The sequence below is a fragment of the Actinomadura sp. NPDC000929 genome (genome assembly GCF_040492065.1).
GTDB classification, from domain to species: Bacteria; Actinomycetota; Actinomycetes; order Streptosporangiales; family Streptosporangiaceae; genus Spirillospora; species Spirillospora verrucosospora.
Genome location: NZ_JBEUPA010000002.1, coordinates 88,607 through 113,875, shown reverse-complemented (window position 1 = coordinate 113,875; position 25,269 = coordinate 88,607). Strand labels below are relative to the sequence as shown.

Annotated in this window: 21 protein-coding genes; 6 read left to right on the top strand and 15 right to left on the bottom strand. The window is 73.1% G+C overall.

Features of this window, described 5'->3' with window-relative positions; all coding sequences use genetic code 11:
• Nucleotides 1-60 precede the first annotated feature (60 nt).
• Nucleotides 61-1,839 carry an ATP-binding protein gene (locus ABWI04_RS01315; protein WP_353831074.1) on the bottom strand — a complete coding sequence of 593 codons (1,779 nt, stop codon included), beginning with the start codon at nt 1,837-1,839 and terminating at the stop codon, nt 61-63.
• 183 nt (nt 1,840-2,022) lie between these two features.
• Between ABWI04_RS01315 and ABWI04_RS01310 the strand changes: the two genes are divergently transcribed.
• Nucleotides 2,023-3,561 (top strand): DUF2201 family putative metallopeptidase, encoded by a 1,539-nt coding sequence (locus tag ABWI04_RS01310; RefSeq protein WP_353831073.1) that lies wholly within the window; start codon nt 2,023-2,025, stop codon nt 3,559-3,561.
• A complete protein-coding gene (locus ABWI04_RS01305; protein ID WP_353831072.1) occupies nt 3,558-5,435 on the top strand; it encodes an ATP-binding protein in 1,878 nt (625 codons plus the stop codon). The genes ABWI04_RS01310 and ABWI04_RS01305 overlap by 4 nt, the downstream gene beginning before the upstream one ends.
• Nucleotides 5,436-5,463: 28 nt before the next feature.
• Here ABWI04_RS01305 and ABWI04_RS01300 read toward each other — a convergent pair whose 3' ends face one another.
• Nucleotides 5,464-7,425 carry a hypothetical protein gene (locus ABWI04_RS01300; RefSeq protein WP_353831071.1) on the bottom strand — a complete coding sequence of 654 codons (1,962 nt, stop codon included), beginning with the start codon at nt 7,423-7,425 and terminating at the stop codon, nt 5,464-5,466.
• Nucleotides 7,422-8,366: a leucine-rich repeat domain-containing protein gene (locus ABWI04_RS01295; RefSeq protein WP_345182879.1), complete on the bottom strand. Its 945-nt coding sequence runs from the start codon at nt 8,364-8,366 to the stop codon at nt 7,422-7,424. The genes ABWI04_RS01300 and ABWI04_RS01295 overlap by 4 nt, the downstream gene beginning before the upstream one ends.
• Before the next feature lie 120 nt (nt 8,367-8,486).
• Between ABWI04_RS01295 and ABWI04_RS01290 the strand changes: the two genes are divergently transcribed.
• On the top strand, nt 8,487-9,776 hold the full coding sequence (locus tag ABWI04_RS01290) for an SDR family NAD(P)-dependent oxidoreductase (protein WP_353831070.1): 1,290 nt from the start codon (nt 8,487-8,489) through the stop codon (nt 9,774-9,776).
• On the opposite strand, the gene ABWI04_RS01285 is transcribed toward ABWI04_RS01290, so the two are convergent.
• From ABWI04_RS01285 to ABWI04_RS01275, 3 genes are read right to left on the bottom strand one after another with little or no spacing between them, the layout of a single operon-like run.
• A complete protein-coding gene (locus tag ABWI04_RS01285) occupies nt 9,766-11,397 on the bottom strand; it encodes a hypothetical protein (RefSeq protein ID WP_353831069.1) in 1,632 nt (543 codons plus the stop codon). The two genes, ABWI04_RS01290 and ABWI04_RS01285, sit on opposite strands and share 11 nt — an antisense overlap.
• A gap of 23 nt (nt 11,398-11,420) precedes the next feature.
• Nucleotides 11,421-12,782: a vWA domain-containing protein gene (locus ABWI04_RS01280; RefSeq protein WP_353831068.1), complete on the bottom strand. Its 1,362-nt coding sequence runs from the start codon at nt 12,780-12,782 to the stop codon at nt 11,421-11,423.
• Between the two features lie 57 nt (nt 12,783-12,839).
• Nucleotides 12,840-13,442, bottom strand: coding sequence for a TetR/AcrR family transcriptional regulator (locus ABWI04_RS01275; protein WP_345185051.1), 603 nt, complete (start codon nt 13,440-13,442; stop codon nt 12,840-12,842).
• A 71-nt stretch (nt 13,443-13,513) separates the two neighbouring features.
• Here ABWI04_RS01275 and ABWI04_RS01270 point away from each other — a divergent pair, with 71 nt between their 5' ends.
• Nucleotides 13,514-14,071, top strand: coding sequence for a maleylpyruvate isomerase family mycothiol-dependent enzyme (locus ABWI04_RS01270; RefSeq protein WP_353831067.1), 558 nt, complete (start codon nt 13,514-13,516; stop codon nt 14,069-14,071).
• 4 nt (nt 14,072-14,075) lie between these two features.
• Here ABWI04_RS01270 and ABWI04_RS01265 read toward each other — a convergent pair whose 3' ends face one another.
• Complete coding sequence (locus tag ABWI04_RS01265) at nt 14,076-14,618, bottom strand: TetR/AcrR family transcriptional regulator (protein ID WP_345185056.1); 543 nt, start codon at nt 14,616-14,618, stop codon at nt 14,076-14,078.
• Nucleotides 14,619-14,736: 118 nt separating this feature from the next.
• On the opposite strand from ABWI04_RS01265, the gene ABWI04_RS01260 reads away from it, so the two are divergent.
• Nucleotides 14,737-15,321 (top strand): DUF2867 domain-containing protein, encoded by a 585-nt coding sequence (locus tag ABWI04_RS01260; RefSeq protein WP_345185059.1) that lies wholly within the window; start codon nt 14,737-14,739, stop codon nt 15,319-15,321.
• Between the two features lie 138 nt (nt 15,322-15,459).
• Here ABWI04_RS01260 and ABWI04_RS01255 read toward each other — a convergent pair whose 3' ends face one another.
• The 6 genes from ABWI04_RS01255 to ABWI04_RS01230 all read right to left on the bottom strand — a co-directional run bounded on the left by ABWI04_RS01255 (nt 15,460) and on the right by ABWI04_RS01230 (nt 21,695).
• Nucleotides 15,460-17,070: a monocarboxylic acid transporter gene (locus ABWI04_RS01255; RefSeq protein WP_345185061.1), complete on the bottom strand. Its 1,611-nt coding sequence runs from the start codon at nt 17,068-17,070 to the stop codon at nt 15,460-15,462.
• Nucleotides 17,067-17,426: a DUF485 domain-containing protein gene (locus ABWI04_RS01250; RefSeq protein ID WP_378190867.1), complete on the bottom strand. Its 360-nt coding sequence runs from the start codon at nt 17,424-17,426 to the stop codon at nt 17,067-17,069. Before ABWI04_RS01250 ends, ABWI04_RS01255 begins: the two co-directional genes overlap by 4 nt.
• 151 nt (nt 17,427-17,577) lie before the next feature.
• A complete protein-coding gene (locus tag ABWI04_RS01245; protein WP_353831066.1) occupies nt 17,578-19,308 on the bottom strand; it encodes a sodium/solute symporter in 1,731 nt (576 codons plus the stop codon).
• Complete coding sequence (locus ABWI04_RS01240) at nt 19,305-19,613, bottom strand: DUF485 domain-containing protein (protein ID WP_329096165.1); 309 nt, start codon at nt 19,611-19,613, stop codon at nt 19,305-19,307. The genes ABWI04_RS01245 and ABWI04_RS01240 overlap by 4 nt, the downstream gene beginning before the upstream one ends.
• 86 nt (nt 19,614-19,699) lie before the next feature.
• The gene (locus ABWI04_RS01235) at nt 19,700-20,449 is read right to left on the bottom strand and encodes a LytR/AlgR family response regulator transcription factor (protein WP_345185071.1); all 750 of its coding nucleotides are present in this window, start codon (nt 20,447-20,449) and stop codon (nt 19,700-19,702) included.
• Between the two features lie 55 nt (nt 20,450-20,504).
• Nucleotides 20,505-21,695 (bottom strand): histidine kinase, encoded by a 1,191-nt coding sequence (locus ABWI04_RS01230; RefSeq protein WP_345185074.1) that lies wholly within the window; start codon nt 21,693-21,695, stop codon nt 20,505-20,507.
• A gap of 174 nt (nt 21,696-21,869) precedes the next feature.
• Between ABWI04_RS01230 and ABWI04_RS01225 the strand changes: the two genes are divergently transcribed.
• Complete coding sequence (locus tag ABWI04_RS01225) at nt 21,870-22,682, top strand: hypothetical protein (protein WP_353831065.1); 813 nt, start codon at nt 21,870-21,872, stop codon at nt 22,680-22,682.
• Nucleotides 22,683-22,826: 144 nt separating this feature from the next.
• Here ABWI04_RS01225 and ABWI04_RS01220 read toward each other — a convergent pair whose 3' ends face one another.
• Together ABWI04_RS01220 and ABWI04_RS01215 are read right to left on the bottom strand one after the other, a co-directional pair.
• Nucleotides 22,827-24,086, bottom strand: a complete 1,260-nt coding sequence (locus ABWI04_RS01220) for a hypothetical protein (protein ID WP_353831064.1) — start codon at nt 24,084-24,086, stop codon at nt 22,827-22,829.
• A 142-nt stretch (nt 24,087-24,228) separates the two neighbouring features.
• Nucleotides 24,229-25,224, bottom strand: a complete 996-nt coding sequence (locus ABWI04_RS01215; protein ID WP_353831063.1) for a hypothetical protein — start codon at nt 25,222-25,224, stop codon at nt 24,229-24,231.
• Between the last annotated feature and the right edge of the window lie 45 nt (nt 25,225-25,269).

Sequence of the window (25,269 nt, the reverse complement as noted above, 5' to 3'; positions counted from 1 at the left end):
AAGCCTCGTCTGACGGACGGATTCTAGCCAAGTCAGACAGTGGCGAGGACGTTTGCCGATCTATCCCCCTCGGAGACCTCCCATGAAGACGCCCGTCCAAAACCGCTGCCGGTCCGGCTCGGCTCCGAACAGGTAGGTGGCCTTCAGCTTGGGCGGCAGCAGCGGCGCCAGCCGGGCGGCGGCCTCCGCGTGCTCGCGGAGCTGCGACAGCTCGGCGTTGGCGAAGACCCGGTGCACGATGTCGGTCGCGTCCGAGCCCTCGTCCCCGGCCGCGCGGAGCCGCTCCGCCCAGACGTCCAGGTCGGCGGCAAGTTCGCGCAGGCCGGTCACCTGCCGGCGGGCGAGCCGCGCCTCGAGCGCGGTGAGCGACACGGGCGCGTAGTCGCCGTCGCCCAGGTACATCTTGCCGATGTCCAGGGGCAGGCCGGTGCCGTGCAGGCGGATCAGGCGCTCCAGCGTGCGCTTGGTCATCCACTGGCGCCCCTCGTCGTCGATGTCGTTCTTCCACCACTCCAGGACGGTTTCGGCCACCGCGCCGTAACGGGAAATAAGCCATTCGTTCGCCGGAATGTCATCCGGCTCGATTTCCAGCGAGACGGTGAAGCGGGACGCCTGCGCGATGGTGTTGCGTGACACGAGCAGCTTGCGGCCCAGGTAGTACGGAGGATTCTGCAAGGCGATCTGGGCGCGGAGGCCCGTGATGCGCCGCCCGGCCAGGGACCACTCCTGCGTGACCTCCATGAGGCGGGCGAAAGTGGCCTTGTCCTTGGGGCGGTTGTACTCGTCCCAGACGATGGCCTTGTCACCGGGCTCCAGGAACGGGCCCGACAGAAGGTTGTCGAGCGTCCCGTCCAGGGTCGGGACGGGCGCACACAGGTCCTCCACGCTGGTGACGGGCAGCGAGAAGTAGAGCGGGTCCGTGCCGAGCTCGTCCCGGACCACCTCCTTCACCACCTCCGTCTTGCCGCAGCCGGGCGGTCCCTGCACGAGCACGGCCCAGCGCCGCTCGATCGCCGTGCGGACGACGCGGCGGACGGCGTCCGGGACGTGCGCCGGGTCCGGGACGTCCGCCCCGGCGCGGCGCAGCTCGGCGGCGACGCGGCCGAGGATCTCGGGGGCCTGGTCGGTTCCCCGCTTCTTGTCCGAGGCGACGAGCCGCAGGCGGCGCCCGTCCACGAGGGGCAGGCCCCAGGCGAGCGGCAGCCCGGCGAGCGCGCAGTCGAGGACGTGCTCCAGCGTGCGCGGCGACAGCAGCCGGCGCAGCTCGGCGGGCAGCGACGCCCACACCCGGAACACGCCGGTGAGGTCGACGCCGCGGAACCTGCGCGACAGCGCGGCCCGCCACGCGGTGTCGGCGGCGGTGACCCGCAGCGTCGCCATCCGGTCGAGGACGGCCGGGTCCGTGCGGAGCGCGGCGGTCTCGGCGAGCGTCTCGTTGTCGGTCAGGAACACCCCGACGCAGCCGAGCGCGCGCAGGTCGTGCTCGCCGAGCGTCCAGTTGCAGGCGATCTGCATGAGCTGCGACTGGATCGTCGCGCCCGCCTGGAGCGAGTCGTCGATGAGCAGCACGAACGGCTTCCCCGGTTTGAGCTGCCGCATGATGAGCTGCCGCAGCACCAGCTCCCCGTCCTGCCGGACGGGCGCGTTGACGAGCAGGTCGTCGGGGGTGAGGTTCGCGGCCGGGACGTACACGAGCGCGGTGTCCTCGCGCCGCCGGACGTGGTGGAAGAACGTGGAGGTCTTGCCGATGCCGTGCTCGCCGAACACCTGACCGGTGATCCCGAGGTCGATCATCGTGTCGATGAAGCGGGCCAGCCGCGGCCCGTCCGGCATGCTCATGCGATCAAGTACAGCGGACCGGGGATGCCCGGATCACCCGATTTACGACGGAGCCCGTCCCCCTCCCCCCGGCCGCGCCGCCGCGCCCGGCCGCGGCCCTCGCTTCGTCCTACCGGCCCGCTATCGTTCCCGCGTCCAGATGACCCGCGAAGCAGGGGAGCGCGCCATTCACGAGGAAAGGCCGTGACCGGCGACCTCGGCTCCGCGGGTCGCCATCCGGTCGGAGGGGCCGCGGCCCGCCCGGGCCACCGGCCCCGGCGAGAGCGCCGTCCGCTGGACCTGCGCCGGCTCCTGGCGGAGGAGGACGCGGACCATGAGATCGTCGAGCAGGCCCGCCGGCGCAAGGAGTCCGTGCTGCTGGGCTTCGGCGCCGGGCAGAGCGTGGTGGCGTCCTGGCTGTACGCCAAGTGCCATCACCACATCCCGACCACCGCGATCCCCACCGCCGCCGTGATGGCCACCGGCGACGGAAGCTGCGCCCTGCTCTACAACCCGTACTTCTTCATGGAGCTGGACTACGACGGCGTCAGGTTCGTGCTGTTCCACGAGGCCCGGCATCTGATGCACCGGCACCTCTACGTGGACGAGGACCTGCGTTCCGATCCGGTGTTCACGACCGCCGCCGAAGTGTCCATCAACCATGTCGCCCTGCGCCGGTTGGGACGGTCCGCCCTGCCCACGGTTCCCGCGCGCACGGTTCCGGCGGGCACGGCATCCGGCGGCGAGGAGCGGGAGCCGGTCGGCGTCGACCCCGACCTGGTCTACGGGACGTACCGGGAAGACCTGCGCCGGCAGGGACTGGCCCCGCTCCCCTACGACGAGTTCAGCCACACCGACCTCACGGTGTACGGCGAGTTGCGCCGGATGAAGGCGCTCACCGAACCCGTCACGGCGTACTGCGTCCACCTGACCGGCGACGACCCCGGCGGCTCTGGCGAGGCGCACGACGGCGACCGGGCGGAGCGGCGGGTGGTCCCGTTGGACGCCGAGACCGTGGAGCGGCTCGGCGACGACGTCCTGCGCGAGGTGATGCGGGCCGCGCTGCGCGGGAATCCGGCGGCGCGCGGCGAACTCCTCGACCTGGCCGGCCGCACGACGGACGGCGGGGAGCGTCTGGAGCGGCTGTGGGGGAGCCTGGGCCTGGACAGGCTGCGCGGCGTCACCCCGAGGACCCGCCGGGTCGACTGGTGGCAGCGGTGGCTGGCCGACGTGCTCGCCTCGAAGCTGGGCGAGAGCGAACGGCTGGTCTACCCGAAGAAGCACGGCGCGGTCATGCTGGCCCTCGGCCACCCCCCGATGCTGGCCCGGCGGGGGCCGGTGCGGACGAAGGTGGTGCTCATCGCCTTCGACACGTCGGGCTCGATGCCCGACCACGTGGTCGACTGGCTGACCACCCTGGTCGGCCGCACCGACGGGGTGGAGAGCCACTGGCTCGCCTTCGACGGGGTCGTGACGCCGTTCGTCCCCGGCGAGCGGGTGGCGGGCGGAGGCGGCACCGATTTCCAGAACGTCGTCGACTACGCCGAGGGCCGGCTGGAGGTCGACGGCAGGCGGTTCGAGACCGAACCCGACGCGGTCATCATGGTGACCGACGGTCGCGCGCCGCACGTCACCCCGGGCGCCCCCGACCACTGGATCTGGTTGATCACCGACGGCGGCGACGACTGGCCGGACCACCACCACCCTCCGATGGCCTGCCACCGGGTCACGTCCGGGCGATGAGCGAGGAGAGCCGAACAGTGACCGCCGCGGGGCGGCGGTGGAGACCCACCGCCACCTATCCCGACCCGCCGGAGCACGGCCCCGCGACGAGGCTGGAGAAGTTCATCGACGCGATGATCTCGACCGAGCAGACCGGGCAGATCTTCGGCGAGCACGGCATCGGCAAGACCTCCACGTTCGTCTCGTACGTGCCGAAGCGCTTTCCCAGCACCGCCCTGGTCGTCGTGCCCGCGGCCAACCTCTCCCCCGATGACCTGCTGGTGAACGCCCCGGTGCGCGACGACCGCAGCGGGGAGCTGGCGCTGCGCCAGCTCGTCATGCGGCAGCTCGTCCCGGGCAAGCCGTTCGTGCTGCTCATCGACGACTCTTTGCAGGCCGGCAACGCGGTGCAGTCCCAGCTGATGCAGATCGCCTGCGACTGGAGCCTGGGCGAGTACGACCTGCGCGAGCTCGGCTGCGTCGGGGTGTTCCTGACCGACAACGAGTCGTTGGCGGAGACCACCGGCCGCCGGTCCGACCCGGCGATCCTCGACCGGATGGTCACCATCCGGCTGACCGCGAACGACACCGCGTGGCGGCAGGCGCTGGCCGAGCGGTATCCCGGCTGGGATCTGCGTGAGGTGTTCCGCGACTGGGCCGGGCTCAGCCCGGAGCTGCGCCACCTGCTCTCGCCGCGCACCCTGCAGCATGTCCTGGACTGCGCCCGCGCTGGCTTCCCGCTCGCCTGGGGTCTGCCGATCCAGAACGGCGCCCGGCTGGCGCTGGCGGAGGAGGGCCGGGACGGGCGGCCGGGCCGGGACCGCACGGCGGAGGTGCTCGACGGCATCGCCGCGGCGGTCGGGGCGGCCAACCCCGCCACCGTCGCCGACCCGGTCCGCCGCATCCTGCGGGCCGCGATCGCCAACCGCTGGGCGGTGCTCCTGCAGGGCCCGCCAGGATGCGGCAAGACGCAGATCACCAAGCAGATCGCCCGGGAGGAGACCGGCCACGAGCCCGTCTACTTCTCGCTGCCGGTCACCGGCGTCGAAGACCTGTGCGTGCCGGTGCCCACCCCGGACGGGTCGCTGGAGGCCATGCTCGCCCGGTCGCTGCTCGACCCGAGGCCCAAGGTGCTGATCTGGGACGAGTACAGCCGGCCGATGGACAAGGCGGCCTTCGCCAGGCTCATGGAGATCACTCAGGAGTGGACCCTCGCCGGCCGCCGGATCCCCGGCCTGCGGGCGCAGGTGGCGTTGCAGAACCCTCCCTACCACCTGGGCCGCAAGTTGATGGTGGCCGCCAACAACGTGGCCCAGGCCAGCCGGTTCACGATCAGCTACGAGGTCCACCCGGACGACATCCCGGCCAACGAGTGGCTGATCTCGACCTACGGGGAGACGGCCGAGACGGTCCTGGAGTGGTGGAAGCACGACATCGACGACGAGGGCCGGGACTGGATCACCAAGCGCACCATGGAGCGGCTGATCAAGCTGCACCGGGCGGAGATGCCGCTGCAGCCGGCCCCGATGTACCTCGGCGACGGCGAGTACGCCCCGGTGCCGCTGTCCGGGCTGGAGGCCCGCCTGGCGGACCGCCGGCCGATCGGCCTGGTGGAGATCGCCGAGAACTGCTCCGACTGGGAGGCCCGGCTGGCGAAGGCGGCCGAGACGTCGCAGGAGGGCACCGACGACACCGATCTGGTCCACCAGGTGTTCTCCAACGCCGAGGTGTCGCAGTTGGAGAGGCATCTCGACGTGGTGGCCCGGCTGCTGCCGTACCTGCCGCCGAAGCTGCGGGCCGCCTACCTGGTCGGGCAGACCCGGGAGCGGCAGCGCTTCTGGGTGGCGGCCCTGGCGCGGATGGCCCAGCTGTCCGCGAACGGCCGCGTCCGGTGACCGCCCAGGCGGTCACCGGGCGCGGCGCCTACACCGTCGAGAGGTCGCGACGAGCGTCCTCGCCGTCCTCGCCGTCCTCGTCATCCTCTTCGGCGCATCCGCAGCCGCACTCCTCGCAGTCGTCGTCGCACAGGCACTCGTCCTCGTCGCAACCGCAGTCACAGTCACAGCCGCATTCGCACTCGTACTCGTAGCCCATCTCGTCCTCGTCGAACGGACGGATCATCGGCACGGAGACGGTGGACTGCTCGTGCTTCACCATCCAGGTGTTGCGGAAGAAGTCGAACTTGAGGTGGTAGGTGTCGGCGGAGTCGGCGAACAGGATCGGCGGGACGAGGAAGTGCGCCACGCCGACCTCGGCCGCGGAGGCGATGAAGTCCTTGGCGTCCGGGAAGCGGGGGCCGCCCTGGCAGGCGGCGAAGTTCACCGGCGCCGGCGCTTCCTTGCCGAGAACGTGGATGCGGTTGCCCTCGACGACGAACATGTCCGGGTCGAGATGGACGTCCTCGCCGAGCATCAGGACGGGCGCGGGCATGACGTCGGCCTTCGCGGAGTCCTGTGCGCGCGTGTAGTGCTTGATGATCTCCGCGTTGCGCGCGCTCTCGAAATAGGGGCCGATCACGCTACCGCTGCAGATCAGGCAAGCGCAGTCGGGCAGGTCCTCGCTGCAGGGCGCCTCCGGATCCGGGAACAGCATGGACTTGTCGAACGGCACGACCGCCGGACCACCGCGCCTGTCCCCGAGGAAGGCCGGGATCCAGTCCGTGCCGTCGGCCTCGATCACCTCCGCGTCGCACAGGGTGCGGAAGGCCCTGTCGCCGAGCTTGCAGTTGAAGTAGTCGAGCAGCGTGATGGCGGCGCACTCGGCGAGCGTCGTCTCGTCGCTCTTCGCGAACCAGAAGTCATAGCCGTTCGCGACGAAGTGCACACCGCGGAACCGCTTGTGGACGAAGGGCTCGCGGCCGGCGCCGGCGGTCAGGCCGTTCCAGTGCGCGGCGGCGACCTGGTTGTAGTAGGCGTCGGCATGGCGGGCGAGTTCCGGTGCGAAGACGCTCTCGCCGGTCAGGTAGCAGGCCTTGCTGAACAGCGCGCCGATCTCGGGATCGTGCGCGACGTCCGGATCGGTGAAGACGAGCTCGGTGCGCAGGAAGACCTTGCGGCCGTCGCGGTAGGGCGCGCCCTCGTGCTCGTACCGCTGGTCGAAGATCACGCAGGTGAAGGGATCGATCGTCCCGATCGCGGCGCCGCCTTCGAGGGCGAGGGCGGGATCGGCCGAACCGCCGGTGAGGTACAGCAGGACCGTGTAGCGGGAGACGTGCCGGCGCGAGGCGTCGTAGTAGGGGGTGTCCAGGTGGCGGTGGAAGCCGGCGTCGCCCGGCTCGAAACGGTTGCAGCGGAACACCGGGTTCACGTGCGAGAAGCCGTCGAGGGCCGACCGCGGCATCGCCCTGGTCACCGCGCCGGTGAGGGCCTCGGCCAGCAGCGCCGAGTGGAAGATGAACCGGTCGCCGCCCCGCGAGCCCGCGTTGAGCGGCGGCACGTACAGGTCAAGTGAGTCGAGCTGCTCCAGGCAGGCCCGGGCGGCGCCGGGGAGCCGCAGCGAGAACGCCTGAACGCCCTCGGCGACCTCGTCGCGCCCGGCCAGCTCGAACTCCAGCGGGACGTCCGCGAACCGGTGGTCGAGCGGGAGGATGTTCTCGAACGTGCGGAACGAGAACTCGCGGGGATCGACGAAGACCGCGGCGAGGTACGGCGCGTTCTCGCTCGGCCGTGCGAACAGATCCCGCACACCGGCGTCGATGCGTTCGGCGTCGACGAAGCGCACCGCCTTGAACCTCGCCGTCGGATGCCAGCCGACCGCCAGCCCGTCGATCGTCGTCACGGGCTCGGTGTCGGTCGCGTCGACCAGGGCGCGGTAGCGGTCGGCCTCTTCGGCGGGGGCCCGGCCGTTCGACAGGGCGAAGAAGCCGTCGCGGAGCTCGATGCTCACACGTTCCTCCAGTAGCTGCGCAGTCCGGGCGGGAGGTGGGGGGCGTCCGCGAGCATCTTCGCCCCGGCCTCTCCGACGTCGTCGCGGTACAGCAGCAACCTCTTCAGCGAGCCGACGAAGGGCGCGGCGAGAAGGGCCCGCACCCCCTCCGCGCCGATCTCGTTGTATCGCAGGTCGAGCTCGGCCAGTCCGGCGAGAGGATGCAGCGCGCGCAGTCCCTCGGCGGAGAGCAGGTTCCGCTGGAGGTGCAGGCGGCGGACGCCGGCGAAGCCCTGGGACGCCGCGAGGGCGGCCAGGCCGGCGTCCCCGACGCGGCAGTACCGCAGGTCGAGGATCTCGGTTCGCCCGCTCCCCGCCGAGGGGCCGAAGCCGCCCGCGCCGGACGCCTCGAAGCGGAAGTACGTCGAGACGGCGAGGGCCTCGGCACCGGGGGCGCCGATGCGCAGGTACGACAGATCGAGTTCGACGAGCCGGCCGAGGTCGAGCGTCGCGAGGGCGCCGGTGTCGATGGACGGCGCCGGCACCGGCAGCGCGGCTTCGGACGGGTCCCCCCATTCGTAGTCGTCCCGCTCCTGGGTCTCGGAGGGCGCGATTCGAAGCGCGGTCACGAAGGGGGCCTGCATGACCTGCTCGATCGTCACGGGCGCGCTGTCGGACCATTCGACGGCGACCTTCGTGGCGAACCCGTACCGGCGCTCCAGGACGGTCGCGCCCTCCGGCAGCGCCGCGTCCCAGCTCCGCTGGTGCTCGTCCACGACGGCGGCGATCTCACGGTCCAGAGCTTCGCGATCGGCCGGGCGGGTGCGGTCGCGGCGCTGCTGGAGCTCGATGAGCGTCCCCCGGGCGTCGCCCCGCTCCCGCAGCCGGGCGCCGTAGAGGCGCCAGGAGGCGAGGTCGCCGGGGTCGTCCCGGAGCGTCTGCTCAAGATCGGCAGCCTTCATTGGACGGACGCTAACAGCGGGGAGCGACAGACTTCTCACGGTTCGGGCGCGACGGGGCCGTTTTGTGATCTTGATGGGCGATGTCGCGGGGCGGGAGTCCGCGGGTCTTTAATGGCGCGCATGCGCGACGACGATGTGCGGACCTGCCTGCGCGTCCTGGCGGAACTGGCGGACGCGCCGGACGGCGACCCCGACGTGGCGCGGGTGCGGGCGGCGGCGGGCGCGTTCGTGCGGCGGACCCGGGAGCGCGAGCGGGCGGAGGCCCGGCGGCGGCGCGCGGCGGCCGACGCGCGCATGCTCGCGGCGACCGCCACCGGCGCGGCGGGACGCGTCGAGGGCGCGCCCGCCGAACCGCCGCGCGAGGCCGTCCCGTCCGGGACGGTGACGGGCGGGCTGCGCGCCTGCTACGTCTGCAAGGCGCACTTCCGGGAGGCGGACGCGTTCTACCACCGCCTCTGCCCGCCGTGCGCGCGGGAGCACCGGCGGCACCGGAACGCGCGGGCCGACCTGGCGGGACGCCGCGCCATCGTCACGGGCGGGCGGGTCAAGGCCGGGTTCGAGCTCGTGCTGAAGCTGCTGCGGGACGGCGCCGCCGTGACCGCCCTGACCCGGTTCCCCGCCGACGCGCGCCGCCGCTTCGCCGAGGTCGCCGACCGGGACGACTGGCGCGACCGCCTCACGGTCGTCGGCATGGACCTGCGGGACCTCCCGTCCCTCGTGCGGTGGTGCGACGCGCTCGTCGAGACCGGCGAGCCGCTCGACATCCTCGTGAACCTCGCGGCGCAGACGCTGCGGCATCCGCCGGAGTCGTACGCCGAACTGCTGGCGGGCGAGGAGCTCGCGGCGCTGCCCGCGCCCGCCGCGCTGCCCGTCCCTCTGGCGGCCGGAGCGGTCGACGTCGCGGGCCTGCTCCCCGACCCGTCCCCGGTCAACTCCTGGACCCGGCTGGTGCACGAAGTCGACCCGGTCGAGCTGCTGGAGGTGCAGCTCATCAACGTCACGGCGCCGTTCGTCCTGCTGGGGCGGCTGCGTCCCCTCCTGGAGCTCTCGCGGCATCCGCGGCGGTACGTGGTGAACGTCTCGGCCGTCGAGGGGCAGTTCGACCGCGTGTACAAGGGCGCCGAGCATCCGCACACCAACATGGCGAAGGCCGCGCTGAACATGCTGACGCGCACGACCGCGTCCGAGCTGGCCGAGCACGGCGTGCACGTCACCAGCGTCGACCCGGGCTGGTTCACCGACCAGCAGCCCGAGCCCGCGCGGGCGCGCCGGACCGCCGCCGGGTTCCGCCCGCCGCTGGACGTCGTCGACGCCGCCGCCCGCATCTACCACCCGATCGTGCGCGGCGAGCGCGACGGCGACCCGCCGAGCGGCTGCCTGCTGAAGGACTACCGGGTCGTCAACTGGTGACGGCCGGGCCGGAGACGGCGCCGGCGGTCGCGAGCAGCTCGGGCAGCGTGCCGACGAACCCGTCCTCCAGCAGCTTCAGCGCCACCATCCACGCTTCGGGACGGCCGCCGAGATGCCGGTCGACGTGCTCGGCGAGGCGGCGCAGCACCCGCGGATCGGGCACGCCCTCGACCTCGCCGAGGAGCGGCTCGACCTCCACAGCCGCGAGGACGGCGTCGACGTCCACCGCCGCGAGCACCGCGTCGGCGGTGACGTCCCGGCCCGTCGTGAACAGCCGGCCCGCGGCCTCGCCGTAGGCGAGCACGGGGTCCCAGTGGCGGCGCACGCCGGGTTCGCGGAGGCGGCGCGTCCGCCCGTGGCCGGTCTCGTCGACGAACGCCGGCGCCAGGGTGACGTCCCCGTCCAGCCCGATCAGCGCCCTGACCTGCGCCGTGCCGCGCATCCCCGGAATCCACAGCGTCTCGGCGACCGCCCGCAGCGCGGCCTCCGGAAGGGTCGCGGCGACGAACTCGGCGGTCAGCGTCCCGGCGGCGAAGCCGTTCCCGGCGACCTTGACGATGACGTCCGCGCCCGCCCCGGTCCCGGCGAGGTCGGCGAGCACCTCGGGCGCGGGGTCGGGCAGGAGGGCGGCCAGGTCCGGATGGTCGGCGACGACGATCCGGACCAGGTCGAGCGGGGCATCGGTGCGCCTCGCCACGAACCGGGCCGCGCGCAGGGGGAACGGCCCCTCCGCCGCCCTGCGGCGCGGCTCGTCGGCCAGCACCGCGTCCCAGCCCACGCGCGGGACGCAGGGATGGCGGCGGTTCACCACCGTCCGGACGAGCGGCGCGCCGCGCCACGGCTCGCAGCCGTCCACGTCGGCGATCTCGGCGACCGAGCGGAGGAACTCCGGCCGGCGCACCCGCTCCGAGAGCTCCCGCAACCGCCGCTCCCCCTCCGCGCTCGCCAGCGCCGCCTGCGCGTACGCCAGCACGCTGGGCTCGGAGTCCTCCGGTCCCCAGCGGAACGCGGGCAGCCGGCCGTCCTCGACGAGCTGCCGGACCTCGTGCCGCCGGCCCGCGTCGAGCAGCGTCCGGCAGGCCAGGACGGCGCCGTGCGGATCGGCGCCCGCGCCGAGGTAGAGCAGCGCGTCCCCGGCCAGGTCCGGGTCGGCCGCGCACAGCAGCGCGTGGTCGAGGGGCTCCTGCCCCCGCGTGGACAGCAGGGTCCGCCGCACCTCGGCGGGCAGCGGCAGCGGCGTCACGCCGTCACGCCGGGAGGTCTGGTGGGCGAGCTGGCGGCGCAGGTTCCGCGGGATGCGCCCGAGCGCGCTCTCGGCGGTCAGCAGCGTCGCGTTGACCTCGGGGTCGTCCAGGTCGAGCAGCCGTCCCAGCAGCTCGGGCGGGTCGCCCGCGAGCACCGCGTGCTGGACGAGCAGGTCCAGGTCGCTGGGCCGGCCGCGGCGCAGCAGCGCCTCGATGACGACCCGGTTCGGCCTCCCGTAGCTCTGCATCGCGACCTCGACGCGGCTCTTGGGGAGATGGCCGAGCAGCGCGTCCATCTCGCCGGGCGTCGCGAACCGGAGCAGGCCGGCCGTGCAGCGGGCGATGTTCCGGGCGCGGGTCCTGGGGTGGGGGGCCATGAGCCGTCACCGTAGCCGAAAGATCACCCCTGGCGGACCCGATGGCACGCCATCCCGCGCCGTTCCGGCCACTCGTCGCCCCCGGAGGTGATCAGCCAGATCCACTTCCCGGGGTCCGCCGGGAGGATCGGGTCGGCGTACCCGTCGGTCACCACGATGACGGCGTCGGCGGGCTCGTCCCGTCCCTCCGCGTGCCGCCGGACGGCGTCGAAGTCCGTCCCGCCCCCGCCGCGGAGCGGCTCGCCGGGCCGGAACGGCTTCACCGAGGCGTCGAAGGCGACCCACTCGACCTCGGCCCCGTCGATCCGGCCGACCAGCTCGCCCAGCCACTCCACCAGGCCGTCCGGCATCGACCCGGACGTGTCCAGCGCGATGACCAGCGACTTCACCCGCTGCGGCCCGCGCCGCGCCAGCATCGGCTCGTGCCCGAGCGCCGCCAGCACCGCGCCGCGCTTCTTCGGGTAGACGAGCCGCTCCCCCTCCTCCAGCTTCGAGGCGAGCACGTCCATGAGCCACCGCTGCCACCACTCCACCCGCCGCGTGGCCGAGGTGACGCCCCGGAGCGCGTGCGCCCCGAGGTCGCCCCAGATCTTGTCGACGCCCTCCGAGGCCCCCTCGGTGCGCCGCAGGAGGTCGAGCAGCTCGTCGCGCGCCACCCGGTCGCCCCGCCGCGCCGCGAGGAGCACGCTCCGCAGCACGTCGTCCCCGACCCGTCCGGCGGTCTCCTGGTCGAGCGCGTCGACGAGCACGTGGATGCAGACGGCCCGCCCGACGCCCGGCGGGTTCCGCATCCGTCCGAGCTCCCGGTAGACGCTCATGTCGGTCTCGACCCACTCCTCGAACGGGAGCGGCTCGACGCCCTGCCCCCGCAGGTCCTCGGCGTAGGACCCGTACACGCCGTGCGGCGAGACGCCCACGGGCTCGCCGCCGATCTCGGGCAGCCCGCCGCCGAGCCGGACCATCGCGACATGGTTGATCGTGACCTCGCACGCCAGCGTGAACACCGGGTCGCTCCGCAGGTCGGCGTCCGCGAAGAGGTGCCGCTGGACGAGGTGCCGGGCCTCGTGGAACAGGACGAACCGCACGCCCTCGCTCCCGATCCCCACGAAGAACTCGGGGTTGTAGAGGAGGAGGCAGGAGCCGTCCCCGGAGGCGACCACGGCCGCCGTGTCCACCGCCGTGGTCGGCACCTGGTGGTGGCACTTGCTGAACAGCCACGACGCGACGGCGCTGTGCGTCATCCCCAGTTCGAGCAGCGCCCGCTCCTTCAGCCGCCGCGCCGCTTCGACGACCTCCGCGTCGGCGGGCCGCCACCGCTCCAGCGCCCGCCGGTCGGCCAGCTCGACGACCGGCGCACGCGGCCGCCCGATCTCTCCGTACCCCACGCCCCCACCTTCCCGGCAACCCGCGCCCGGTTCCACCGGTTTACGGACTACCGGGGCTCAGGCGGGCAGCCCCGCCGCGTGGCGCATGGCAGCCCGCGCGCGGGCGGCGGCCGCGGGGTCGTCCAGCAGCTGGATCTCCTGGTTGGCCGCCATCGACAGGCCCGTCAGCGTGGTGGCGACCTCCTGCGCGGGACGGTGCGGGCCCGGCAGCGCGGCCTGGGCGGCGGCGACCTCGGCCGCCAGCGCCCGGCGGTGGCCCGCGACGATCTCGCGCAGCCGGTCGCGCAGCGGCCCCGGCCGCCCGTCCAGCTCGGACGTGGCGGCCGTGATGAAGCAGCCCCCGGGGAACGGGCAGTCGGCCAGGTAGCCGACCCACCCGTCGATGAACCGCCCGAGACGCTCCGGCCCGGGCGGCAGGCCCTCCAGGGGGCCGGTCACCGCCGCGCGGAAGACCTCGCAGGCCTGGTCCAGCGCGGCCATGAGGAGCCGCTCGCGCGACCCGAACGGGCCGACCACGCCCGCCTTGCTCATGCCGAGCCGCTGCGCCAGCGAACCGACCGTCAGACCTTCCAGGCCCAACCGCGAGGCGTCCCGCACGGCGGCGCCCACGATCCGCTCGCGCGTCCGGGCCGCTTCGGCCGCCGAGTGACGAGGAGACATGCCGCCAGGATAGCGAACGGACGTACGCTATGGTTTTGGCGAACGACCGTTCGGCAACGATGGGACGCCGCATGACCGACCTGCTCAGCCTCGACGCCACGGCCGTGGCCCTCACGGGTCACGACGTGGCGCTGATCCCCGACGCCGCGATGGAGGCCCCGACCCCCTGCGAGGGATGGACGGTCACCGACCTGGTCCGCCACATGAACGAGCGCCACGAGGCCATCGCACGGACCGCGCTGCCGCCCCTCGAACCGGCCGGCGACCCGCGCGACGACTTCGCCCTGGTCGCCGCCCGCTGCCTCGCCGTGCTCGAACGGGCGGGCGAGACCGTCACCATGCCGCGGCTGGGCCCCCTGTCCACCGAATGGGTGCTCGGCATCCACGCGGTCGACATGCTGGTCCACCGCTGGGACCTGGCACGCGCGCTCCGCACCACGGCCGCCGTCCCGTCCTGGATCGCCGAGGCCGCGCTGCCTCTCGCCCGCGCCAACACCGCGCCCGGCAGCCCCCTCAACGGGCCCGGCGGCGCCTACCGCCCGCCGCTCGCCGAGGACCCGTCCCGCCCCACGATCGACAACATCGCCGCCCTCCTGGGCCGCGACCCGCTCTGGTCTCCCCCGGTGTGAGGGGTCAGGCGTCGCCGAGCAGGAGGGCGCCGGCGCGTTCGACGACCTCGTTCCGGGTGCGGGCGCCGTGGTCGGCGGCCAGGAAGTGGCTGCCGACCAGGAGGCAGAACGCGAGCATGCTGCGGGCCTCGACCTCGTCGGGGTCCGAGCAGAAGGTGCCGAACAGCTCGCGCAGGTAGTCCATGCGCTGGTTGTCCACGCGGCGGACGCGCTCGGCGACGTCCGGGTCGCGGCGGGCCCAGTCGCGCATGGCGAGGTCGATGTGCAGCAGGTCGCCCGCCCGGGTGAGCATGCCCGCCCGCCGGATCTTCGCGCGGGCGTCGCCGCCCTCGCGGTCGACCCGGTCGCGCAGGTCGTCGACGGACCGCGCCTCCCAGTGGTCGAGCATGGCGGCCAGCAGCGCCCTGCGGTCGGGGAAGTGGCCGTAGAAGCCGCCCTTGGTGACGCCGAGCGCCTGGGCGAGGGCCTCGACCCGGACCGCGTCGGGCCCGCCGGCGGCGAGGGCCTTCAGGCCCTGCTCGATCCAGCTCTCGCGTGGGGTGCGCATGACGGCGGGCATGGCCCATTATCGCCTCCCCCTCCCGGGGACGATTCATACGGTGGCGTATATTTGAGGGCGAGGCGGGCGCGACGGCGCGTCCGCCGACCGAGGAGGTGGCCTGGCGATGAAGCTCCCGGCGAGCGCGCACACCGACCGTCCCTGGCGGATCCACGAGATCGCGCCCGACTTCCGGCTTGAGGACGTGTGGGCCCTGCCCGCCGCCGGCGGCCCGGACGACTTCCCGAAGCTCCTGGAGCAGATGACCTCCAGCGAGAACCACCTGCCCGGCGTCGCCGGGGTGCTCTTCGCCGTCCGCTGGCGGCTCGGGCGGCTGCTCGGCTGGGACGGGGAGGACTCCGGGCTCGACGGGCGGGTGCGGTCGCTCCGCGAGCGGCTGCCCGACGATCTGCGCGGCCGCCCGGCGGGTCCCGCCCCCCGCTCGCTGCCGTTCCGGCCGCTCTACCTGACCGGGGACGAGTGGGCGGCCGAGATGGCCAACCGGACGGTGCACGGCGTGATGCACCTCAGCTGGGTCCCGGACGGCTCCGGCGGCCACCGCGCCCAGATGGCCGTCCTGGTGAAGCCGAACGGCCTGCTCGGGAAGGCCTACATGGCCGCGATCCTGCCGTTCCGGTACACCCTCGTGTACCCGGCGCTGATGCGGACCATCGGGCGTGCGTGGAAGGCCCGCGAGACGGCGCCGGCCTGACGCCGGGCATGGTGCGGCCCCGTCCCCGCGGGGGCAGAAGGGGACGGGGCCGCGGGCCGCGCGGGGGAGGGCGACGCCCGCCCGCGCGGCGGCTCACAGTGGTCGGTCGGTGCTCGGGTCGGTCGGTGCTCGGGTCGGTCAGTGCTCGCCCGCCGGCTCGGCGCCCGCGCCCGTGAGGGAGCGGACCTCGATCTCGGCGTACTTGGCCGCGTTGAACTCCTTGCTGAGCAGCGTCCCGATCCAGCCGCACAGGAAGCCGAACGGGATGGAGATGATCCCGGGGTTCTCCAGCGGGAACCAGCTGAAGTCGGAGTCGGTGAACAGGGCCTTCTCCGAGCCCGACACGACCGGCGAGAACGCCACCAGGAAGATGGCCGAGCCGAGGCCGCCGTAGATGGCGGAGACGGCGCCGGTGGTGTTGAACCGCTTCCAGAACAGGCTGTACAGGATCGCGGGCAGGTTCCCCGACGCCGCGACCGCGAAGGCGAGGGCGACCAGGAACGCCACGTTGAGGCGCTGGGCGTAGATGCCGAGGACGATCGCCACGGCGCCGATCACGAACGCGGAGATGCGGGCGACGCGGACCTCGTCCCGCTCCGACGCCTTGCCCTTCTTGAACACGTGGGCGTACAGGTCGTGGGAGAACGACGAGGACGAGGCGAGCGTGAGGCCCGCCACGACCGCGAGGATCGTCGCGAACGCGACCGCCGCGATGACCGCGAGCAGGATCGTCCCGCCCGCGTCCCCGAAGACGATCTCGCCGATGCGCTGGGCGAGCTGCGGGGCGGCGGTGTTGCCGGCCGGGTTGGCCTTGGCGATCTCCTTGGACCCGACGAGCGCGGCGGCGCCGAAGCCGAGGACCAGGGTGAGCAGGTAGAACACGCCGATGATGCCGATGCCCCACAGCACCGACTTGCGGGCGTCGCGGGCGGTCGGGACGGTGTAGAAGCGGATCAGGATGTGCGGCAGCCCGGCGGTGCCGAGGACGAGCGCGAGACCGAGGCTGATCAGGTCGAGCTTGCCTTCCAGGCCCTGCTTCTCGGTCGCGTAGCGCAGCCCCGGCTCCAGGAACTCGCCGCCCTTGCCGCTCTGGTCGGCGGCGTCGTTCAGCAGGCTGGACAGGTTGAACCCGAACTTGCCCAGCACCAGCAGCGTGATGAGGGTGGCGCCCGTCATCAGCAGCACGGCCTTGACGATCTGGACCCAGGTGGTGCCCTTCATCCCGCCGAACACCACGTACACGATCATCAGCACGCCGACGAGCGCGATCGTCGCGCCCTTGGCGAAGTCGCTGGTGAAGCCGAACAGCAGCGACACCAGCGCGCCCGCGCCGACCATCTGCGCCAGCAGGTAGAAGATCGACACGACGATGGTGGAGACGCCCGCGGCGGTGCGGACCGGGCGGGGGCTCATCCGGAACGCCAGCACGTCCGCCATCGTGAACCGGCCGGAGTTGCGCAGCAGCTCGGCGACGAGCAGCAGCGCCACCAGCCACGCGACGAGGAACCCGATCGAGTACAGGAACCCGTCGTAGCCGTACAGGGCGATCAGCCCGGCGATGCCGAGGAACGACGCGGCGGACATGTAGTCGCCGCCGATCGCCATGCCGTTCTGCAGGCCGGAGAACGACCGCCCGCCGGCGTAGAAGTCGGTGGCGTTGCGGGTGTTGCGGCTCGCCCACACGGTGATCGCCAGGGTGGCCGCCACGAAGACCAGGAACAGGATGATCGACAGGGTCTCGTTGCTCACTTGGCCTCCTCCGCGGCCGGGGAGGACTCGGCCTCGATCTGGGCGCGGATCCCGTCGGCGACGGGGTCGAGGCGGCGCTCGGCGTGCCGCGCGTAGAGGTAGGCGATGAGGAAGGTGGAGACGAACTGCAGCAGCCCGAACACCAGGGCGACGTTGACGGCCCCGAACAGCTCGGTGCCCATGAAGTCGCGCGCCCACCCCGACAGGACGACGTACAGCAGGTACCAGCTGAGGAACGCCGCGGTCATCGGGAACACGAATCGGCGGAATCTTCGCCGGAGCTCCTGGAACTCCGTGCTGCCCTGGAACCGTTCATAGACGGTGCCGGGGGCGCTCTTGTCGACGGACACGCCCACCCCTCCTCGGTTGTGACGCCGGTCACGCGCAACCGTAAAGATCCTGCTGGTGGCGGACGAGGGGTCGGGGGCAGGGCTGCGACCAGCCGCCGTTCACCGTCGGCCAAAGGCCGCCTCCGTCGCCGAACGGTCGCTCTCGCGCGACGAACGGTCACACCCGCTTGGGCCGCCACGTGCCCCGGTCGACGTCGAGGGACTCCGGGGTGTGCAGCCGCACCATCATCCGCGCGACGCCGCGCGGGACCCGGCCGGGCGTGCACAGCGACACCAGGATCATGACGGTGAACGCGATCGGGACCGTCCAGGCCGCGGGCTGGGCGAGCAGCGCGCCGAGCAGCCCGGCCGGCGGCCCGGCGGCGATCGTCACCACCACCGCGCTGCCCGCGAGCGCGCCGCCGAGGACGAGCCCGGCGAGGGCGCCCGGCACGGTGAGCCGCCGCCACCAGACGCCGAGGACGAGCAGCGGGCAGAACGTGGACGCGGCGACGGCGAACGCCAGCCCGACGACGTCCGCGACGGCGAGGGACCGGGCCGCGATCGCCAGCCCCAGCGGGACGGCGAGCGCGAGCAGCGTCCCGGCGCGGAACGAGCGGACGCCGCCGCGCAGGATGTCCTGCGCGAGCACCCCGGCCACCGACACGGTGATGCCGGACGACGTCGACAGGAACGCCGCGACCGCCCCGCCCGTCACCAGCGCCCCCAGCAGGTCGCCGCCGAGGCCGCCGACGAGCCGTCCGGGCAGGGTGAGGACGACGGCGTCGGCGCGCCCGGTCATCAGCAGCTCGGGGGTGTAGAGGCGTCCGAGGACCCCGTACAGGGCGGGCAGCAGGTAGAACGCGCCGAGAAGCGTCAGCACCACGACGGTGGTGCGGCGGGCGGTGCGGCCGTCCGGGTTGGTGTAGAAGCGGACGAGGACGTGCGGGAGCCCCATCGTCCCGAGGAACGTGGCGATGATCAGCGAGTAGGTGGCGTAGAGGGAGTGGTCGCGCCCGTCCAGCGGCAGCGCCCACTCCCGGCCGGTGGTCGCGGGGCGCCCGCTGACGTGCGGGACGTCGGCGCCCGCCGGGAACGTGACGGACGTGTCCTTGTCGAAGCGGTGCGGCCCGGGCCCCAGCGCGAGCGGGAAGCCGGAGTAGGCGCGGCCGTCCACCCGCCCGTCCACGGTCACCTGGACGGGCGCCGTGACCTCCACGGTGACCGCCATGCCGACCGCGACGGTCGTGCGGTCGCCGAACCGCGGCGGAACGTCCGACGACAGGCCGGGCGCGCCGTCGAACCGCCACGCCATCAGCAGGAACACCAGCGGCACGGCGAGCGCGGTCAGCTTCAGCCAGTACTGGAACGCCTGCACCATCGTGACGCTGCGCATCCCGCCGGCCAGGACGTTCGCCGCCACGACGACCGCGACGAGCACGCCGCCCGTCCACACCGGCGCGCCCGTCACCGTGCGCAGCACCAGCCCGGCGCTCTGGAACTGCGGAAGCAGGTACAGCCAGCTGATCAGCACCACGAGCACGCTCGCGGCGCGGCGCACCGCCATGGACTCCAGGCGCGCCTCGGCGAAGTCCGGCAGCGTGTAGGCGCCGGAGCGGCGCAGCGGCGCCGACACCAGGACGAGCAGCACCAGGTACCCGCCCGTCCAGCCGACGGGCAGCCACAGCATGTCGGCGCCGTAGGCGAGGATCAGACCGGCGATGCCGAGGAACGACGCCGCCGACAGGTACTCCCCGCCGATCGCGGACGCGTTGCGCAGCGGCGTCACCGTCCGCGACGCGACGTAGAAGTCGGACGTGGTGCGGGAGATCCGCACCCCGAGCACGCCGACGAGCATGGTCGCGACGACGACCAGCAGCACGCCCGCCAGGCCGTACGCGGCGCTCACGGCCGGTCGGCCCGGTCGACGAGGTCGGCGAAGTCGTCCTCGTTGCGCTCGGCCTGCCGGACGTACCACCAGCCGCAGGCGACGAACCACGGGTAGATCAGCCCGCCGAGCAGCACCCACGGCAGCGGCAGCCCGAGCACCTCCTGCTCGCGCACCGCGGGGACGAGCGCGAACAGCAGCGGAAGGCCGAGCACCACCACCGCGAGGACCAGGCAGAGCCGGGCCGCGAGCCGCCACTGGGCGCGCACCAGCGACCGCATGTACGCCTCGCCGAGCCCGGTCTGCTCGTCGATCTCCCGCGTCACCGGGTACCGGGGCCGCCGGACGGCCCGGGTCCGCGGCCCGGTGACCAGCGTCCGCCCGGGCGCGGCGTCCCGCGCGTCCGGCCCGCTCAGGGCGACCGCCTCGCCCGGCGGACGAGCAGGTCCCGCAACTCGCGCACATGCCGCCGCGCGACGGGCAGCTCGGCGCCGCCCACGACCACCGTGCAGCGCCCCGAGTCGAGCCGCAGCTCCGTGATGGCCGCCAGCGCCACGAGATGGCTGCGGTGCACCCGGACGAACCCGGCGCCGCTCCACCGCTCGCTCAGCGCGGCGAGCGGGATCCGCACCAGATGGCTGCCGCCGGAGGTGTGGAGCCGCGCGTAGTCGCCCTGGGCCTCGACGTACAGCACCTCCCCCGGCGTGACGAACCGGGTCACCCCGCCCAGCTCGACCGGCATGGCCTCCGGCTCCGGCGGCCCCGGCGCGGCCTCGTCCTCCCCGACGGCCTCCGTGACCCGCCGGATCGCCACGGCCAGCCGCTCCGGCCGCACCGGCTTGAGGATGTAGTCGGTCGCCTTGATCTCGAACGCGTCGACGGCGTGCTCCTCGTAGGCCGTGACGTAGACGATCTGCGGGGCCCGGGCGAACTGGGCGAGGACGCGGCCGAGCACGGTGCCGTCCAGGCCGGGCATCCGGATGTCGAGGAAGACCGCGGCGACGGGACGCCCCTCGGCGAGGGCCCGGTCGAGCTTGCGGAGCGCGGCGGCCCCGTCCCGGGCGGTGTCGATCTCGCCGATGCGCGGGTCGGCGCGCAGCAGGTGGACGAGGTCGTCGAGCGCGGGCGCCTCATCGTCCACCGCCAGGACACGCAGGGTCACCGCACCGTCCCTTCCCACGCCGTCCGCCACATTCCAGTCAAGGAGCGACCGGGCGTCAAGAGGCCGTGACCCCGGGCCGGTACTTCGGCACCCGCACCGTGACCTTCGTCCCGGCGCCCGGCCCGGTCTCCACCGCGAGGCCGTACTCATCCCCGTACACCTGCCGCAGCCGCGCGTCGACGTTGGCGAGCCCGATCCCCGCGGCGTCGTCGGCGGACGGCTCGGGCCGCTCCCCCGACAGCAGGCGGCGGACGTCCTCGGGATCCATCCCGATCCCGTCGTCCTCCACACTGATCACGCAGTCGGACCCGGCGTCCTCCGCGATGATCGTGATCAGCCCGGGCTCGGACCGGTCCTGGAGCCCGTGCCGGACGGCGTTCTCCACGAGCGGCTGCAGGCAGAGGAACGGCACGGCCACCGGCAGCACCTCGGGCGCGATCCGCAGCGTCACCCGCAGCTCCTCGCCGAACCGGGCCCGCTGGAGCAGCAGGTACCGGTCGATCGACCGCAGCTCCTCCGCCAGCGTCGTGAAGTCGCCGTGCCGCCGGAACGAGTACCGCGTGAACCCGGCGAACTCCAGCAGCAGCTCCCGCGCCCGCTCCGGATCGGACCGGACGAACGAGGCGATCGTCGTCAGCGAGTTGTAGATGAAGTGCGGCGAGATCTGCGCCCGCAGCGCCCGCATCTCCGCCTCCATCAGCAGCGTCCGCGAATGGTCCAGCTCCGCGAGTTCGAGCTGGGCGTCCACCCACTGCGCGACCTCCTCGGCGGCGCGGATCAACCCCGCCGGAACGTCCTCCCCGTAGGCGGCCAGCGTCCCGACCACCCGGTCGTCGGTGGCGAGCGGCACGACCACGACCCTCCGGATCGGACAGTCGAGCCGGTCGCACTCCACGTCGTGCACCTGCGTGCGCCCGTTCCCCCGCGTGGCCTCGGCGTGCCCGGGCCCGTCCACCGCGTGGTGGTCGTGCTCCCCGTCCCAGGCCAGCAGCCGCTCCCCGTCGGTGATGGCGAGCGCCTCGCACCCGAGCAGCGCCCGCAGATGCCGGGCCGCCTTCTGCGCCCCCTGCTCCGTCAACCCGCCCCGGAACGCCGGCGCGGCCCGCGAAGCGGTGTGCAGGGTCTCGAAGGTCGCCCGCCGCTCCGGCCCTCCGAGGTCCCCCCGCCGCCGATGCCGCCGCCCCCACACCAACGCCGGCACCCAGGTAAGGACCAACGTCGCGACAACGGCAAAGGCCACACTCATCCGCCAAACCTACGCCGGGTGCTCCGCACGCGGGCCCGGCAGGGAGCCGTCGTCTCCGGCGGCCGCGGGATTCCCGCCGGCGGACACCGTCGCGGGGCCTGGAGGTCTATATCGTCATCTCCAGTGCCTTCGCATCAGCAGGGCGCAAAACAAACAACACCACGAGGGATCGAAATGGATCTCAGTCAATTCAGCATCGTCGTCCGCCCTGGAGAGAGGGTGGACCTCTGGGCCGTCAGCGGCACCGTCGCCGTCCTGGACGGCGGCCGGGCCACCATCGGCCAGGTTCTCCACTCGGGCCACGTCACCGTCTTCCGCGGCGGCCAGGCCACCATCGACGCGGTCTGCTGCTCCGCCCGCGTCAGCGCCCACGGACGGGTCACCATCGGCCAGATCTCCGACCAGGCCCTCGCCACGGTCGGCGAGGGCGGCCGGCTCACCGTGGACGAGGTCCTCGGCTGCGCCACCGTCCTGGTCGAAGGCGGCCGGGCTCTCATCGAGGAGATCCGCGACAACACCTACGTCGATGTCAGCGGCGGCCTGGCCATCATCGGCGAGGTCTCCGTCCAGAGCCACCTGCGCGTCAGCGGAGGCCTGGCCATCGTCGGCGAGGTGTCCGGCGACGGCGCCCTTTCCGCCACCTGGCGGAAGACGCGGGTCACCGTCGTCAACGGAGGCCGGGCGGCCATCGGCCGGCTGTCCGGAGCGTCGCGGATCCACGTCGCCAACGCCCAGGCCGTCATCTGCGAGGTCGCCGACCGCGTCCGCGTCGAGGTCCGCAACGAAGGCCAGGTCCACCTCGGCAGGGCCTTCGGCAACAGCCGGGTCTACGTCGGCGTGCGGGGCCGGATCTTCATCGCGGAGGTCCTCGGCCACAGCAACGTCAGTGTCCACGACGAGGGTGTCGCCACCATCGGCCTGGCATCGGACCTGGCGAACATCAGCCATGGAGGCCAGGTCGTCTTCGGCATGGTTCCTCCCTGGTAGACCCAGAGCACCGTCCTCCCTGAGGAGAACTCCTGCACCACGGGCGGCGGTCACCAACCGGGAGCGGCCGCCGCACGGCGGCCGCTCCCGAACAGCAGAGGGCCCGGCGCACGCCGGGCCCTCACTGCTTCTCTCCCGGCAGATCTAGGCCGGAAGCGCGCGGAACCAGTGGAGGGTGTCGGGCAGGGCGCGGTGGAGGGTGGCGAAGTGGTCGGTGCCGCTGCCGGTGCCGTAGTCGACCACCTGCGGCCGGGTGCCGCGGGCGCGCAGGGCGCGGACGCAGTTGCGCGTGTTGCCGTAGGTGACCTGCTCGTCGCCGGACGCGCCGTACAGCCGGATCGGGACGTCCGGAGCCCAGTCGCAGGTGCCGTCAGCGGCGCGGATCGCCCGCAGCAGGGCCCCCGAAGGCTGCTTGAGCCAGTGCAGGTAGCGCGGGGTCACCAGTTCCTCGGGGCTTGCGGGAAGCTGCGGGAAGATGTCCGATTCATCGTGGCTGCCGTCGAAGAGCTGCTCCACGGTGGTGTCGTAGGGCGCTTGGAAGACCTCCGAGGGGTCCTTGTACAGGTGGTGGAGCCGGTTCCAGGCGACCGTGGCGTAAGCGAGGTTGAACGCCGACACGCGCGGGTCCAGTGAGTCGCCGGAAAGAGAGGCCGGTAGCTGCGCGCGTCGCAGGTCGTAGGTGCCGCTGACCGGGGCCAGGGCGCCCAGCCGCAGGTAGGGGTCGGCGCCGCGTTGCAGTTGGCGTCCGAGCGCCATGGCGGCCTGACCCCCTTGCGAGAAGCCGGTGACCAGCACCCGCCGCTCCAAGCCTCTGCCCTGCCGGGTGGCGACGTCGCGGGCGGCGCGGAGCATGTCCAGCGACGCGGACGCCTCTGACTCGGCGTCCAGGTAGGGATGCGCACCGGGCCCCTCGCCGAGCCCGAGGTAGTCGGGGGCGACCCCGGCGTATCCGGCGGCGGCGTAGTAGACCGCCGCGATCCTGCTCTGCCCGTCCGCGGCGACCGAACCGGCGGTGCTGCGGCCGGCGTGGGTTCCATGGGTGAAGCTGACGGCCCGCAACGTCCCGGTGGTGTCGCTGGGCAGAACCACGACACCGCTGGCGAGCGTGGGCCGCCCGGTCGCCGAGACGGTGCGGTAGAGGACCTTGAAGCCGCTCACCCCACTGCGCGGCGGAGACGTCAACCCCTCGTCGCCCAGGTAGTCGCGTACCTGTGCCCGCGACATGCGAACCACCGGCGTCACCGACACCACCGTCCCTCGCCCGCCGCCGGCGTCCGCGTCCGACCGCCCGGCCGCGGCCGCGGCATGCCCCCCGGACCGCGCGGCGCATCCCGCCCCCGACACGACCAGCGCGGTACCGAGCAGAACCCGCGAAATGCGCCCGCTCACGAAGCTCATCTTCATGCCCACGACGCTAGGAAAGCGGGCACCTCCACACCATCGACCTACACACCCGAAGGCCGGTGAACAAAGACCCCTCAGGGGGTGTATCCAGCCCCACCCGAACCCCCGCTACGCAAGCCTCCCGGTCCTTCCCCCCAAAGCGTCACACGGTGGCGAAAGTGGTTCCGATGGCCGTCATCCGCTCGACGGTGAAGGCCGGGTCGAGCAGGGCTTCGGGGGTGTGCAGGCCCGGGCCGGCGGGTTCGCCGCGCAGGCCGAGGAGCCGCTCGACGCCGAGGGCGATGCCGAGGGCCGTGAGGGGGCGCTGGCCGGCGGGGTGGAAGAGGTGGCGGCGGGTGTGGAGAGGGTCGCCGGACGGGCCGGTTCCCTCCAGGTCGATGAGGACCTCGGTGGAAGCCGCCCCGCCGCGTCTGCGGCCGGACGAAGCGCCGACGGCGAAGTCGAAGTGGACGTCACCCGCCCCGGTGGCCAGGGCGAGACTCGGGACGTCGAGGACGGCGATCCGCCGGCCGGGCAGCACGACACCGTCGATTCCGGGCACACCCACCTCCGCCTCTGCCCCGGAGACCCAGGTGAAGGCCCCGTCCCGCCGCACCAGTCCGGCGGAGGTGACGGCGGCCAGGCCCTCCAGGTCGTCGAGCGCCGCCGGTCCGCCGGCGTCCTGGTCGTCGAGGACGGCCGCGATCCGGACGGCGTCGAGCCGCCCGAACTCCCGGGCCAGGTCCAGGGCCACCAGGACGACGAGGCCGGCCAGATAGTGACTGGCCAGCAGCACCGGAGCGGCACTCGCCCGCTGGGCGCCGGCGACGACCTCCGGGGCGATGCCGACCAGGCCGCTGGAGATGCTGAGGTAGGGCAGGCCGCGCTCCTGGGCGTAACCGAGCCCGTACAGGCGGGAGTCGCGCACGGCTGCGACCACGGCGGAGAAGTCCTGCTCGGCGGGGAGGCCGAGGTCGGGACGCTGAAGGTCGAGGGTGACGGCGGTGGCATTGCCGAGTCCGTCGGCGACCTTCCGGGCGCGGTCGAGGTCGCGGCCCGCGATGGCCAGGGGCAGATCCGGATGCCACTCCCGCAGGACGGCAGCGGTGTCCGAACCCGCCTGACCCGATCCGCCCATGATCAAAACCGGCTGCTTCATCTGCGGAGTCCTCTCACTCACCTAAGCTACATTTTGTAGCCTACA

Coding starts and splice junctions, on each gene's coding strand:
- ABWI04_RS01315 (WP_353831074.1), bottom strand. CDS start 1,839: ATGAGCATGCCGGACGGGCCGCGGCTGGCCCGCTTCATCGACACGATG.
- ABWI04_RS01305 (WP_353831072.1), top strand. CDS start 3,558: ATGAGCGAGGAGAGCCGAACAGTGACCGCCGCGGGGCGGCGGTGGAGA.
- ABWI04_RS01295 (WP_345182879.1), bottom strand. CDS start 8,366: ATGAAGGCTGCCGATCTTGAGCAGACGCTCCGGGACGACCCCGGCGAC.
- ABWI04_RS01290 (WP_353831070.1), top strand. CDS start 8,487: ATGCGCGACGACGATGTGCGGACCTGCCTGCGCGTCCTGGCGGAACTG.
- ABWI04_RS01285 (WP_353831069.1), bottom strand. CDS start 11,397: ATGGCCCCCCACCCCAGGACCCGCGCCCGGAACATCGCCCGCTGCACG.
- ABWI04_RS01275 (WP_345185051.1), bottom strand. CDS start 13,442: ATGTCTCCTCGTCACTCGGCGGCCGAAGCGGCCCGGACGCGCGAGCGG.
- ABWI04_RS01270 (WP_353831067.1), top strand. CDS start 13,514: ATGACCGACCTGCTCAGCCTCGACGCCACGGCCGTGGCCCTCACGGGT.
- ABWI04_RS01265 (WP_345185056.1), bottom strand. CDS start 14,618: ATGCGCACCCCACGCGAGAGCTGGATCGAGCAGGGCCTGAAGGCCCTC.
- ABWI04_RS01260 (WP_345185059.1), top strand. CDS start 14,737: ATGAAGCTCCCGGCGAGCGCGCACACCGACCGTCCCTGGCGGATCCAC.
- ABWI04_RS01230 (WP_345185074.1), bottom strand. CDS start 21,695: ATGAGTGTGGCCTTTGCCGTTGTCGCGACGTTGGTCCTTACCTGGGTG.
- ABWI04_RS01225 (WP_353831065.1), top strand. CDS start 21,870: ATGGATCTCAGTCAATTCAGCATCGTCGTCCGCCCTGGAGAGAGGGTG.
- ABWI04_RS01220 (WP_353831064.1), bottom strand. CDS start 24,086: ATGAAGATGAGCTTCGTGAGCGGGCGCATTTCGCGGGTTCTGCTCGGT.
- ABWI04_RS01215 (WP_353831063.1), bottom strand. CDS start 25,224: ATGAAGCAGCCGGTTTTGATCATGGGCGGATCGGGTCAGGCGGGTTCG.